The organism is Nonomuraea sp. NPDC050404, from assembly GCF_040655495.1.
GTDB lineage: Bacteria > Actinomycetota > Actinomycetes > Streptosporangiales > Streptosporangiaceae > Nonomuraea.
On sequence record NZ_JBFAKB010000019.1, the window covers coordinates 5,897 to 18,240 of the forward strand.

Here is a 12,344-nt window from a genome sequence, read left to right on the forward strand (position 1 = left end):
CCATGTCCTGCGGCCTCGCCCTGAACCCGCTCGGACCCATGTCCTGCGGCCTCGCCCTGAACCCGCTCGGACCCATGTCCTGCGGCCTCGCCCTGAACCCGCTCGGACCCATGTCCTGCGGCCTCGCCCTGAGCCCACGCCGACCGCCATCTGGGAGACTGATTGCCTGTGACACTCTCCGACCTGGCCTGCCGGATCCATTCCACGGCTCACCTCACCGGCCACTTCGTGCTCCGCTCGGGCCGTACCGCCACCGAATACTTCGACAAGTACCGGTTCGAGAGCGATCCCGTCCTGCTCGACGACATCGCGCGGGCGATGGTTGCCCTGGTCCCGGCGGACGTCGAGGTGCTCGCCGGGCTGGAGATGGGCGGGATCCCGGTGGTCACCGCCCTCGGCAGGCACACCGGCCTGCCATGCGCGTTCGTCCGCAAGGAGGCCAAGACGTACGGAACCGGCCGGCTGGCCGAAGGCGCCGAGGTGGCGGGACGGCGGGTGCTGGTGGTCGAGGACGTCGTCACCAGCGGCGGCCAGATCGTCCTGTCCACCGCCGACCTGCGCGGCCTGGGGGCGTGGATCAGCCAGGCGGTGTGCGTCATCGACCGCGAACAGGGAGGCCCGGCGGCCCTGGCAGCCGAAGGCATCGCCCTTTCGCCGCTGCTGACCGCCACCGATCTGCGCACGGCCGTCAAGCAATGATGACCCCCTCCGCGTGGTCCACGACGACTTGTACTTGGCTCACTCCCGTTCGCAAGCGCCGCCTTTAGCCAAGCATCCGGCGGTATACGGCCGGAATATGCGGATCTGTATCAGAAATGTGCCGCCATTATCCCGGCCATCTCCATAATCAGGGCGTGACAGAGCTCATTTCGACTCCCCGCTTTGAGAGGAACTGATGAGACTCAGATCCGGTCTCATGGTGATTGTGGCCGCCGGCGCGGCGATAATCGTGGCTCCCGGTGCGGCGTACGCCGATCACTACACGACATACAAGAACAGTACGGCCAGGGCGGGCACCCTCTACCTCCACGCGGCGATGGGCCCCAGAAAGGGCGCCAGGACCAGCACCACCGGCAGCGTCTTCCGCCTCTACGCGAACACCTACAACGGTGCGGACGGCGGCCTGCACGCCACCTCCAACAGCGTGAGCGGAACCGTCGTTCTGAGTCACCCGCGCTACGCCTATGGACGCAGCGGCTGCAAATGGGTTCTCGCGGGATCGACCGGCAGCAAAACCCTGAAATGCGAATCACGCATTGCTTCCTAGTCGCGACGGCAGACGGAGTGAGGAATTCATCATGAGAAAACCGTTGATCCTGGCGGCTGTCGCCACCGTGATCGGCCTTTCCCTCGCCGCCACGGCGCAGGCCGACACCGCGACCCCGGAGAGCGCGACCGAGCACCTGTCGCTGATGTCCCAGAGCCAGACTCCGGTGGATCGCCTGCCCGAGTTCATCTCCGCCGGCACCGAGGTCGGTGAACTGGTCGCCGCGGCGACGACCCGGCGGCTCGGTTCCGCCGGCACCGCCACGTACTGGTCCGGGATCGATGCCAACGGCGAGCTCTGCCTGATCACGGTCGTCGGCGACACGGCGGCCGATTTCGTCGCCGGCGCTTCGTGCGCGCCGCCGTCCGACTTCACCACGAAGGGCGTGGGTCTGCAGGTGGCCGGCCCGCCCGGCGCGAGCGAGGCCTACCTCCTGCCGGACGGCGTGCCCGCCGCCCAACTCGGCGACGCGTACACCGTGGTCTCACCCAACCTGGTCCTCGCCGATCCCGCCGCCGAGCCGGACGGACCTCGGAGCGTCACCGGCACGAACGGGACCTTTGCGCTCTCCGACCTGGCTCCCACCCAGGTGCGATGAAGATGCCCAACCTCAAGAGGCCCCTGTACCTCGTTCTGGCCTTCCTCGTATCGCTTCCCGTCTTCGCCGCCACGACCGGAACCGCGCACGCCGCCCTCATCACGTACTGCAACCGGGAGATCGCCCAGAACAGGCAGTGTGGCAGCGCTTCCCACCTGTCGATCACGGGAGGCACTGTCGAGTCCGGCACGTGGACCAATGTCTACATATATTCCGACTCGAACCTCACGAACACGTCATACCGTTCGAGCGGCACCGCCGGGCACACCACAATGACGCATCCACGACTCAGCCCGGCGTACAGCACCTGCAAGTGGACCGGCATCCGCGGAACCGCGCACATCAAGTGCAGGTACCGCAACTAAGCTCGGGGATCGAAGAAGGGGCACCAGAGATCCTCTGGTGCCCCTTCTGACCTGTCGGGACGACAGGATTTGAACCTGCGACCCCTTGACCCCCAGGCACATCACGAGGGGGTGGGATCAGCACTGATGCCCACCCCTACCTGGGATTATGGTCCTGTGCAGGCCCCTGATGTCCAGGGGTGTCCGGGCTGATCGTCACCCAGTTAGTCACTCGAAATCGGGCCTGTGGACTGGGGTTGCTGCCACACATCACGGCCGTTACTCCACAGCTCAGAGGCGTGATAGGCGAACCGGTCGAACAGCCCGTCCTCCTGACAACGCCGTAGATGGAGCATCGGCGAGTCGTGCCCGACGAGCTTGGCCAGGTGGGGCGTGACGAGCATCTCCGCGTCGAACCGGAACACGCTCATGGCGATGTGCTCGTCACCGAACCGGGCCTCGACGCCGGGCACGTCGCGTAGCTGTTCGATCTCCGACAGCGTGATCCGGATGCGGGTGGAGACGGTCAGCGGGACGTTCTCCACCTCCTCGCGACGGCGGGTGACGTCGCTGTCCGGGTCGCCGACGAGGAACCGGATCTTGCAGCCCTGCTGCACTTTCCGCTTGAGGACCTTGGCCAGGTTCGGGTGTTCCAGCCATAGGAAGTAGTTCGTGTAACCGGCGAACACGATCTCATTGCGTGCCGAGTTGATGAGATTGCGCCAGATTGATTTCGGACATGCGGAGCGATACGGATAAACGGTCAAGACTTCTTTGTCGGGTCCCGTTTTCACCGTATTGCGGATTGCGTCTGGCCATAGCACTGCTGTCTCAGCTCCTAGTGCCTCTGCGGCGGCCCATTGGTGTCGCATGTGCGGAATACGCGCTTCGTCCTGCAACCAGCGTTCCACCGTCTTGACGTCCACGCCACATCGGTCGGCCAACGTCTGGTTCGTGACCTGGGCGGTCAGCATCGCGCTGCGTAGGGGGACGTTGGCCACGGTACACCTCGAAGCGGAGGACGTCAGGGACGTTTTGAGCGTAACTCCGTAACGTCCTGGACGTCTTGATAACGCGGTGGGTTCGTATCGCCTGGGTAAGCACGCTGTTTCCATGTCCACACCGGTAATTCTCGAAGACCTCCAGGAGGCTTTTCCTGGTTGGTGCATTTGGCGTAGTTCTGCGGGGCGTCTCTGGGCAACGCGAAACGGCCGACACCTATCCCGGCAAGAGGTGGATCATGGCCTCTGCCAGACGATCGATGCGGATGACGTCGCGCGGCTCGCCGAGCAGTTGAAGGAGCAGGACGCAGCGGAGCAGGCGCTGTGAGCCCGTCTTCGCCCCGGCCGGAGACACACGCCGCCGCAGCCCTGGCCGATGCTCTCGCCGTTCAGGGCGTCTCCGCAGAGGTGCACGACGGCTACGGCGTGGCCCTGGTGTCCGTCTGGGCCGGGTTGGTCGTCTGGTGCCACGGCGGGCGGTACTGGTGGCGATCGGCGTGGGACGCAAGGCGGCAGCGGGTCATCTACGCCTGGCACTCCTCCACCGAACCGGCTCGGGCCGCCCACCGCATCGCTCTCCGCTACGCCCAACTGCGAGAGGCTCACACGCCCTCGGCACCGACCGCTGGAGGGCAGCCGTGTCCGTGACCTTGGAGCAGTTGATCAGGGAGTATCCGGCGTGGCAGGTTCAGGACATGGCCGGGGGCTGGGTGGCCATGCGCCGGGACCTGGTTCCGCAAACGAGCGGGCTGTCCAACGTCCGCTGCGGGAAGACGCTGACCGAATTGGCCGCGAATCTGCGGGCGGAGGCCCGGCTGAAATGACCCGGCACCACACCGGGGAACCACCACAGACAGCAGCTCAGGTGAATCGATGGCAACCCGACCCGGAGCGCAGGGCCTCCAGGCCCGAGCACCGGAAGCGGGGCGCCAGACTCTTGAATGCTCACCGTCATCCATGCTCATCGTCGGGGCCGGCGGCCCGCGTGCGGTGGCGGGCGCGAACGGCCCCCAGGCCGCACGCGCAAGCCCGCCAGACCGCTAAGCGGGCGGGCGGCCCCGTGGCGAGCGCAGCGAGCCCTTGATAGTCACCCAGTTAGTCACTCACCAACGCGAAAGGGTGCCACCCTCACGGATGACACCCTCATCGACCAGCAAGCATCTGGTCGGGACGACAGGATTTGAACCTGCGACCCCTTGACCCCCAGTCAAGTGCGCTACCAAGCTGCGCTACGTCCCGGTCGTGCTGTGTCGGCCGCCCCCTGCGGGGCGGGACGTCATAACCTTAGCGCACAACGGGGGTAGGCGCGTACACGGCGAACGGGAGCGGAGGGCCGCAGGTGGGGCGTAAGGCGACCATTGATCGCAGAGAGCTGGCCAGGCTCGTCGGCGAGGGGATGAGCGTGCAGGAGCTGGCCGCTCACTTCGGGGTCAGCGAGTCGGGGGTGCTGCAGGCCAAGCGGGCCGCCGGGCTGGCCAAGCCGATGCTCGACCACGGCGCCGCCCTGCCATGGAAGCTGGCCCGCGCGCACTCCCAGTCCGGGCCCGCGACGAACCTGCGGAACCTGTCGGCGGCGGCCCAGGGCAAGCCGCCGGCGGCCGAGCGGTTGAACACCGCGCTGCGGTGGGCTCAGCGGCTCGTCGATTCCGGGCTCGACGTGCGGTACGACGCCGCGGAGGGGTTCAGCGAGATCCCGGCGGGGCCCGGCGGCTCGCACGTCGCCTCTGTGCTCGCGGCGGCGAGAAAGAGCCTCGAAGCCCACTGAGTACGGCGTTTCGACCTGCCGTTCGAGGGCAGTCGCTGGTCTTGACACAGACCGGAGGCGAACATCATGTCCACCTTTGCATGGGTGGCCGTCGTCGTGGTCGCGGTGGTGGCGCTCGCCGCAGTGGGTTACTTCATGCTGCAGCAGCAGAAGCGCCGCACTCATCTCCGCGAACGCTTCGGCCCCGAATACGAACGCATAGTCGCCGAGCACGACAACAACCGCAAGGAGGCCGAGCAGGAGCTGCGCAGCCGTGAGCAGCGCCACTCCGAGCTCGACATCCGGCCCCTGACGCAGGAGTCCCGCGACGCGTACGCGACCCGCTGGATCGAGGTGCAGGAACGCTTCGTGGACGCGCCCGGATTCGCGGTGACCGAGGCCGACCAGCTGGTCACGGCGGTCATGGCGGAGCGGGGCTACCCGACGGAGAACTTCGAGCAGCGTCTGTCCGACCTGTCGGTGGGACACGCCTCGACGCTCGACCACTACAGGACCGCGCACGAGATCAGCGGGCGTGCGGCCAGGAAGGAGGCCTCCACCGAGGACCTCCGGCAGGCCATGGTGCACTACCGCGCGCTGTTCGAAGAACTGCTCCAGAACACCACACAGGGACGGTGAACGATATGAGCAGCGACGAGCTGAAGGTGCCGTCGCAACGTAACGATGTCAGGAAGGACGACGAGGTCGCTCCCGGTAGCGATCCCGACACGTTCCGGGGCAGCGAGGAGCGGGAGCGCGTCCGTGCGGAGGAGGCCCGGCGCGACGGACTCACCGACGACGAGGAACTCGTCCGCGGTGAGGCCGGGACCGAGCGGCTTCCCCGGGTGGATGACGAGCAGGCGGGTCCCGGGCCGGTGACCGGCAGCCGTGACCCGCACGTCGGCAATGACGAGAACGCCGACAACATCGACGGCGTCGACGACATCGACGACAGGCGTCGTGGGCCGCGTGCCGATGACGAGCACGCTGCCGCCGCCCCCGCCGGCGCCGTCCCCGGTGCCGCCCCCGTAGGTGCGGTTCCCGGCGCCGCCGATCCGGCTGGCGCCGGCGTCTACGACGACGCCGCCGGTCACCGGGACCCGTACGCCAGGACCGACGGCGACATGCTGGCCGCCGACCCCAAGGAGGCGGGCCAGGTCCCGGCCGCCGACACGCCGGCGCATGCCGCCCCCGACGACATCGTCCTGTTCGACCAGGACCCCGGCCAGGTGCAGGCCCGCTGGCGCGACCTGCAGGCCGCCTTCGTGGACGACCCCGGTCAGGCCGTACAGCGTGCCGACGGGCTGGTCGGTGAGGTGGTGGAGTCTCTCACGAGCACTCTGACGACCCGTACGAACTCACTGCGGGACCGCTGGAAGGACACCGGGAACTCCGACACCGAGCAACTGCGCCTGGCGCTGCGCGAGTACAGGAGCGTGCTGGAGCGGCTGCTCGCCCTGTCCAGCAAGTCCCCCACTCAGCCTGCTCAATATCAGAGTCAGGAAATGAGGTGACATGACATGCTCGCAGTCATCGCAGCGATCATCTTCGGGCTGGGCTTCCTGCTCGACCTGGTAGGCGCGACGATTCCCGGCGGGTTCTCCGGCATGACGTTCGTCCTGCTGGGGCTGACCCTGCTGGCCCTGCACCAGGCAGGTGTCGGCACGGCCTCGATCCGTACCGGATACAGCAACTGGCGCGGCGGCAGAGCCCGCCGCTAGACAAATTAACTGCGAGGGCCCTTTGAGGGGGTCCTCGCAGTTCTGTGAAGCAGCTAGTTCTGTAAAGCAAAGCAGCTAGTTCTGTGAATCAGCCTTTGCCGGGGAAGCGCATGATCACCGTGCTGCCGCCGCTGCCGACGCGCAGCGTCAGGTCGGAGGAGAGCAGGCGGGCCACCCACAGCCCCATGCCGCCCACGGCGCCCGGCAGCGGGCCGGGCTTCCACGCGCCCTCGTCGTGCACCTCCACGACCAGGTCGCCGGCGATCACCCAGGTACGCAGCGCGGCGACCTCGGCCCCGTGCGTGACGGCGTTGGTCGCCACCTCGTTGACCGCGATGACGAAGTCGCCGATGGCCTCTTCCGGCATGCCGACGGCACGGGCCTCGTCCTCGGCGAACTGCCGGACCTGCGGCAGGTCCGGCAGGCGGAAGCGGTACCTCTTCACGGGCGCGCCGGGTGGCGGGCTCGTGTAGCCCGACTGAGGCTCGACGTCCTCGTTCACCCGGCGACCGCCTTCGTCAGCCGACCAGCTCAGTGCGGAGCTGATCGAGAACCTTGCGGAGAATACGCGAAACATGCATCTGTGAGATTCCGAACTCGGCCGCGATCTCGGCCTGGGTCATGTTGCCGAAGAAGCGAAGCAGCAGAATGTGCTTCTCGCGGGAGGGGAGCGCGTCGATGAGCGGTTTGACGGCTTCCCTGTCGACCATGTTGCTCAGCGTGTCGTCGTCCTCGGGGATGACGTCGCCGAGCGAGGCGGCGTCGTCGTCGGTGCCGAGGGGCGCGTCGAGCGACAGGGTGCTGTACGCGGCGGAGGCGTCGAGCGTGAGCAGGACGTCCTCCTCACTGATGTTCATCTTGGCGGCCAGTTCGGCCACGGTCGGCGACCTGCCGAGGTCCTGGCTGAGGTCGGCCACGAGCCGGTTGAGCTCGGAGCGGCGTTCCTGGTAGAGCCGGGGCACCCGGATGGCCCAGGTGCGGTCGCGGAAGTGGCGCTTGACCTCGCCGGTCATCGTCACCACCGCATAGCCCCTGAACGCGTGCCCGAGACTGGCGTCGAAGCCGTTGACGGCTTTCATCAGGCCAACATACGCGGCCTGGAGGAGGTCCTCCAAAGGTTCGCCGCGGTAACGGTAGCGCCTGGCGATCTCCATGGCGAGCGGCCTGTGCATCTCGACGATGCGTTCACGCAGGCGCTCCCGGTGGGAGTCGGGCGTCTCTTCCCTGGCCATCTCGGCCAGTAGTTCTTCCGCGGTCATCTCCTCGAGGATGTATTCCTGCACAGCCATCGCTGCTCCTCATATGGATCGCAGGCGGCCTGCTGGACAAGCAAAAAAAGCCCATGCAGAGGCACGCCTCGCTCTACTCTCGAGACCGAAGCCCTCTGCTGGACTTCGGATCCAGTCTCCCCCATCCCGCGGGAAGTATTCCTCAATCCCGTGGTGACAGTAGGGTTGCTCCGTGACAATGCCGGAGAACGGCGAGGACCCCATGACGGCCCTCAGCCTGACGTCGACGACCGTGGACGAGATCACCGTGGTCAGGGTCGATGGCGTGCTCGACGCCACGACGCGCGCCCAGTTCGCCGACTACCTGTCGATGGCGGGGGCGAATTTGATCCTGGACCTGGCCGGGGTGACGTTCATGGATTCGCGCGCGCTCGGGCTGATCGTCCACCACTGGCAGACGAGCCTCGCCGCGGGCGCCAAGTTCGCCCTGATCGGAGTCGAGTACTCCAAGTCCAAGGTGATGTGGATCACAGGGCTCGCCCAGCGGTTGCCGCTGTACGACACGCTGGACGACGCCCTGGCCGCCATCGCGTGAACCTCAGCGGGTGGAGGACTTGCGCTGGTGCTCCTCGACCAGCAGCCTGGCCAGGTCGGCGACCTTGACCTGGTGATGCTGGGAGATCCTGCGCAACTCCTCGAAGGCGGCCTCCGCGGTGCATCCGCTGGTCTGCATGATGATGCCCTTGGCCTGGTCGATCACCGACCGGCCGGCCAGGGCCTCCTGCAGCTGGGCGGCGTCGGTGCGTACCTCCTCGAACTCCCACATGTTCGCCATGGCCACCCCGACCTGCTCGGTCAGCATGTCGGCCAGCGAACTCGCGCCCTGCGGGGAGAACGCCCCCGGGCGTACGGAGTAGAGCCCGACGACCAGCAGGGCCGGCGGCACCTCGATGGGCACGACGAGCGCGGAGCGCACGCCCCAGCGGGTGGCCAGCGCGTCGTAGCGGGGCCAGCGGGTCTCCTTGAGCACGTCGGTCACGGTGGCGCGGCCGCCGCTCTGCCTGGCCTCGATGGACGGGCCCTCGCCCAGCTCGCGTTCGCCCTCGACGAGCATGATGAGCTCGCTGTGCGAGCCGGAGACCAGGACGCGGTGGTCACGCCAGTGCTCCGCGGAGGCTCCCGAGCAGTTCGGCACGCCCGCGGCCAGCGCCGTGGTCAGGCCGCGCAGCACGCTTTCTGTGGAGTTGTCCTCACCCAGCCGGCCCAGTGCGGCCAGGTCACGGGCCAGTCCGGGGGTGATCATCGCGGTTGATTCCATAGCAACAAGCCTCTACCCCTTATGGCTAGCATTATCCCGAGTGGCGTAGCGTCAGACCATGACCATGCCGGACCTCGAACACGCGCTAGACGCGCTGGCCGGGCGCGTCTCCTCGTTGCGTGAGGCGAGGGCCGCCTACCCCGCCGACCTGGCCACCACGCTCGACGCGGCGCTGGCCGAGCTCGACACCGCCGCCGAACTGCTGGCCGAGGCCCGGGTGGAGCTGCGCAAGACCCCCAAGCGGGCCAAGAAGGACGGCGCGCAGCGCGAGCTGAAGCTGTTGCGCCAGGTTTTCCGGGCCTTTCCCGTGCCCGTCATCGTGCTCGACGGCGGCGGCGTGGTCCGGCGCATCAACCCCGAGACCTCCCGGGTGCTCGACAGCCCCGACGGCTACCTGGTCGGCCGCTCGTTCCCGCTGCTGGTGGACGTGTCGCGGCGGGCGGCGTTCCGTTCGCACCTGACGTCGGTGTTGCAGACCGGGCAGCCGGCGGCGTTCGAGACGCGGCTGGCGCACCAGGGCCGCACGCACACCGTGCAGCTCGCGCTGACCAGGCTGACGATGCCGGGTGAGCCGCAGCAGATGGTGGCGGCGGTCGCGCTGCCGACCTCGGTGCAGCTGCCCGAGCCCGGCGTGCGCCGGGCCGAGCTGACCGACGGGGCGCTGCTGCTGGCCTCGTCCAAGCGGCAGGACCTGCTGGTACGGATCGCCCGGCTGCTGCTGGACGAGGAGGCCCTGGTACGCCCCGTCGCGCTGCAACGGGCCACCCGGCTGCTGGCGGCGGAGTGGGCGGACTGGGTGATCGCCGACATGGTGCGCGACGGCGCGCCGCGCCGCTCGGTCGTCATGGCGCCCAAGAACCATCCGCTGGGCGAGCTCGTACGCCAGGTGGAGGGGGCCGATCCGGCGGGCAGCCAGCTCGTGCTGCAGGTGCTGGAGCGCGGCTCGGGCGTGGTGCTGGAGATGGTGGACGACGAGACGCTGCTCGGCTTCGGCGGCGAGGGGCCGCTGCTGACCACGATGGGCGCGGGCTCGGTGTTGTGCGTGCCGATCGGCCGGTCCGACGGTGCGCTGACGCTGGTGCGCTCGCACGACAGGCCCCCGTTCGCGCTGGCCGACCTGGCCGTCATGCAGGAGGTCGGGATGCAGCTCGGGCTGGCCGTACGCGCCCAGAGCAGCTTCCAGAGCCGCTCGCGGGCCGCGGACGCGCTGTCGGCCAGCGTCGCCCCGCGCAACCTGCCCGACATCCCCGGCTACGAGGCGTCGGCCGTCTACCATCCGGGCTCGTCGGTGGGCGCGGAGTTCTACGACATCTTCCCCGTCTCCGGCGGGTGGGGGTTCGCTCTGGGCGGGGCCGCGGGCAAGGGCGAGGAGGCGGCCTCGGTCAGCGCCATGGTGCGCGGCGGGCTGCGCGTGCTCAGCACCTGGGATTCCAATCCCGACCTGGTGATGCGCAAGGTCAACGAGGCCCTGGTGGACCAGGGCAGCGGCATGTTCGTGATGGCCGTGGCGGGGTTCGTGAAGGGGCGCGAGATCCGGATGTCCTCGGCCGGTCACCATCCGGCCGCGATCCTGCAGCCCGACGGCGGCGTGCGCTTCGCCGCGGGCGGCGGCGTGCCGCTGGGCATCGCGCGGGAGGCGGAGACCGGGACGGAGACGCTGAAGGTCGTCCAGGGCGAGACGCTGGTGCTCTACTCGGAGGGGCTGATCTCCTCCAGGAACGAGCGCGGCGAGCCGTACGGCGAGGAGCGGCTGGCCGACGTGCTCAGCCGGTGCGCGGGCCAGGCGCCATCGACCGTGGTCAAAGCGGTGGAGGCGGACCGGCACGCGTTCTCCGGCGGCCAGGTCTGGGACGAGATCGTGGTGTTCGCACTCCGGGCCGTTTGATCGGCGGGGTTTGCGATCGGCGGAAATCTGGGTATGGTCGAAGTCGTAGAACGACGTGCCTAGGACGCAGGCACACCTTTAACGCTTTCCACGCTTGAGGTGTGCCATGAATATCGCCATCGTCGCTTCCGCCAACGGAAACCAGCGCCACCGCATCATGTCGGTCGCCCGTGAGCTGGGCCGTGAGCACCACGTCACCATCTACTCCCGCCGTGACGACGCCGAGGGCAAGCCCAAGACGCGGGTGGCCCCGGGTGTCACGCTGGAGCAGATCGACGTGGGCCCGGCCAAGCCGCTCACCGTCGATGACGTGGTGCCCTACCTCAACGAGGTCGGCACCCAGTTGATGCAGCGCTGGAGCAGCGAGCGGCCGGACGTGATCCACGCCCACTCGTGGACCGGCGGCCTCGTCGCCGTGGCGGGGGCCAAGGGTCTGGGCGTCCCGGTGACGCAGACCTTCCACACCGTAGACAGCACGCGCCTGGACCTGGAGCGGGCGCTCGGCCGCCGGGCCAACGCCGTCATCGCCGGCTCGGGCGATGAGGAGTCGGCGCTGATCAGGCTCGGGGTGCCGCGCGGGAACATCGCGGTGGTGCCGTACGGCGTGGACACCGAGCGCTTCCAGCGCCGGGGCGCGATCGCCACGCGCGGCACCGGCAAGCGGCTGCTGCACGTGGGGCCGCTGACCATCGACCGTGGCGCGCACACCATCGTGCGGGCCCTGCAGGGCCTGGGCGACGTCGAACTCGTCATCGCCGGCGGGCCCGAGCCCGAGGACCTCGACCAGGACAGGGACGCGCGCCGGCTGCGCGCGCTGGCCGAGCAGCTCGGCGTGGCCGACCGGGTGACGCTGCTCGGGCAGGTCAAGCGGGCCTCGGTGCCCAAGCTGATGCGCAGCGCGGACGCCGTGGTGTCGGTGCCGCGCGAGGCCGTGACGGGCATCGTCGCGCTGGAGGCCATGGCCTGCGGCGTACCGGTGATCGCCTCGGCCGTGGGCGCGCACCTGGACTCCGTCATCGACGGCGTCACCGGCCTGCTGGTGCCGCCGGACCGGCCGGCCCGCACCGCGCGGCTGGCCCGCGAGATCCTTTTCGACCCCACCCTGCGCACCGCGCTGGGTTACGCGGGCGCCGACCGGGCGCGCTCGCGCTACTCCTGGGAGCGGGTGAGCCAGGAGCTCGTACGGGTCTACGAGGCGGCATGCGCCTGACCCCGTAGCGCTCGTACGCCGATCACC

The 12,344-nt window shown here is 68.7% G+C and carries 17 protein-coding genes and 1 tRNA gene; 13 read left to right on the forward strand and 5 right to left on the reverse strand.

Annotation, left to right across the window (positions count from 1 at the left end):
- The first annotated feature begins 168 nt into the window (after positions 1-168).
- The 4 genes from pyrE to AB0I81_RS41235 all read left to right on the forward strand — a co-directional run bounded on the left by pyrE (position 169) and on the right by AB0I81_RS41235 (position 2,230).
- On the forward strand, positions 169-699 hold the full coding sequence (gene pyrE / locus AB0I81_RS41220; RefSeq protein WP_360669695.1) for an orotate phosphoribosyltransferase: 531 nt from the start codon (positions 169-171) through the stop codon (positions 697-699).
- 217 nt (positions 700-916) lie between these two features.
- Positions 917-1,267: a hypothetical protein gene (locus tag AB0I81_RS41225; protein WP_360669122.1), complete on the forward strand. Its 351-nt coding sequence runs from the start codon at positions 917-919 to the stop codon at positions 1,265-1,267.
- Positions 1,268-1,298: 31 nt separating this feature from the next.
- Positions 1,299-1,865 carry a hypothetical protein gene (locus AB0I81_RS41230; RefSeq protein WP_360669125.1) on the forward strand — a complete coding sequence of 189 codons (567 nt, stop codon included), beginning with the start codon at positions 1,299-1,301 and terminating at the stop codon, positions 1,863-1,865.
- A gap of 2 nt (positions 1,866-1,867) precedes the next feature.
- Complete coding sequence (locus AB0I81_RS41235; protein WP_360669128.1) at positions 1,868-2,230, forward strand: hypothetical protein; 363 nt, start codon at positions 1,868-1,870, stop codon at positions 2,228-2,230.
- A gap of 203 nt (positions 2,231-2,433) precedes the next feature.
- Here AB0I81_RS41235 and AB0I81_RS41240 read toward each other — a convergent pair whose 3' ends face one another.
- Positions 2,434-3,210 (reverse strand): hypothetical protein, encoded by a 777-nt coding sequence (locus tag AB0I81_RS41240; RefSeq protein ID WP_360669131.1) that lies wholly within the window; start codon positions 3,208-3,210, stop codon positions 2,434-2,436.
- A gap of 324 nt (positions 3,211-3,534) precedes the next feature.
- On the opposite strand from AB0I81_RS41240, the gene AB0I81_RS41245 reads away from it, so the two are divergent.
- Together AB0I81_RS41245 and AB0I81_RS41250 are read left to right on the forward strand one after the other, a co-directional pair.
- Positions 3,535-3,858: a hypothetical protein gene (locus AB0I81_RS41245; protein ID WP_360669134.1), complete on the forward strand. Its 324-nt coding sequence runs from the start codon at positions 3,535-3,537 to the stop codon at positions 3,856-3,858.
- On the forward strand, positions 3,849-4,034 hold the full coding sequence (locus AB0I81_RS41250; RefSeq protein WP_360669137.1) for a hypothetical protein: 186 nt from the start codon (positions 3,849-3,851) through the stop codon (positions 4,032-4,034). Before AB0I81_RS41245 ends, AB0I81_RS41250 begins: the two co-directional genes overlap by 10 nt.
- A gap of 338 nt (positions 4,035-4,372) precedes the next feature.
- Here the strand turns inward: AB0I81_RS41250 and AB0I81_RS41255 are convergent.
- Positions 4,373-4,449, reverse strand: a tRNA-Pro gene (locus AB0I81_RS41255).
- A gap of 100 nt (positions 4,450-4,549) precedes the next feature.
- Between AB0I81_RS41255 and AB0I81_RS41260 the strand changes: the two genes are divergently transcribed.
- The 4 genes from AB0I81_RS41260 (at position 4,550) to AB0I81_RS41275 (ending at position 6,675) form a co-directional block, all read left to right on the forward strand.
- Entirely contained in the window at positions 4,550-4,975 is a 426-nt protein-coding gene (locus AB0I81_RS41260; protein WP_360669140.1) for a hypothetical protein, read from the forward strand.
- A gap of 66 nt (positions 4,976-5,041) precedes the next feature.
- Positions 5,042-5,593 (forward strand): hypothetical protein, encoded by a 552-nt coding sequence (locus tag AB0I81_RS41265; protein WP_360669143.1) that lies wholly within the window; start codon positions 5,042-5,044, stop codon positions 5,591-5,593.
- Positions 5,594-5,598: 5 nt separating this feature from the next.
- On the forward strand, positions 5,599-6,468 hold the full coding sequence (locus tag AB0I81_RS41270) for a hypothetical protein (protein WP_360669146.1): 870 nt from the start codon (positions 5,599-5,601) through the stop codon (positions 6,466-6,468).
- Positions 6,469-6,474: 6 nt separating this feature from the next.
- On the forward strand, positions 6,475-6,675 hold the full coding sequence (locus AB0I81_RS41275) for a hypothetical protein (protein ID WP_357866276.1): 201 nt from the start codon (positions 6,475-6,477) through the stop codon (positions 6,673-6,675).
- Positions 6,676-6,763: 88 nt separating this feature from the next.
- On the opposite strand, the gene AB0I81_RS41280 is transcribed toward AB0I81_RS41275, so the two are convergent.
- The gene (locus tag AB0I81_RS41280; RefSeq protein WP_360669149.1) at positions 6,764-7,177 is read right to left on the reverse strand and encodes an ATP-binding protein; all 414 of its coding nucleotides are present in this window, start codon (positions 7,175-7,177) and stop codon (positions 6,764-6,766) included.
- A 16-nt stretch (positions 7,178-7,193) separates the two neighbouring features.
- The gene (locus AB0I81_RS41285; protein WP_360669152.1) at positions 7,194-7,964 is read right to left on the reverse strand and encodes a SigB/SigF/SigG family RNA polymerase sigma factor; all 771 of its coding nucleotides are present in this window, start codon (positions 7,962-7,964) and stop codon (positions 7,194-7,196) included.
- A gap of 178 nt (positions 7,965-8,142) precedes the next feature.
- On the opposite strand from AB0I81_RS41285, the gene AB0I81_RS41290 reads away from it, so the two are divergent.
- Complete coding sequence (locus AB0I81_RS41290) at positions 8,143-8,499, forward strand: STAS domain-containing protein (protein WP_360669698.1); 357 nt, start codon at positions 8,143-8,145, stop codon at positions 8,497-8,499.
- A gap of 3 nt (positions 8,500-8,502) precedes the next feature.
- On the opposite strand, the gene AB0I81_RS41295 is transcribed toward AB0I81_RS41290, so the two are convergent.
- Positions 8,503-9,222 carry a GAF and ANTAR domain-containing protein gene (locus AB0I81_RS41295; protein ID WP_360669155.1) on the reverse strand — a complete coding sequence of 240 codons (720 nt, stop codon included), beginning with the start codon at positions 9,220-9,222 and terminating at the stop codon, positions 8,503-8,505.
- 58 nt (positions 9,223-9,280) lie between these two features.
- Here AB0I81_RS41295 and AB0I81_RS41300 point away from each other — a divergent pair, with 58 nt between their 5' ends.
- The gene (locus AB0I81_RS41300) at positions 9,281-11,107 is read left to right on the forward strand and encodes a SpoIIE family protein phosphatase (protein WP_360669158.1); all 1,827 of its coding nucleotides are present in this window, start codon (positions 9,281-9,283) and stop codon (positions 11,105-11,107) included.
- A gap of 106 nt (positions 11,108-11,213) precedes the next feature.
- A complete protein-coding gene (locus tag AB0I81_RS41305) occupies positions 11,214-12,317 on the forward strand; it encodes a glycosyltransferase (protein WP_360669161.1) in 1,104 nt (367 codons plus the stop codon).
- Positions 12,318-12,344 lie beyond the last annotated feature (27 nt).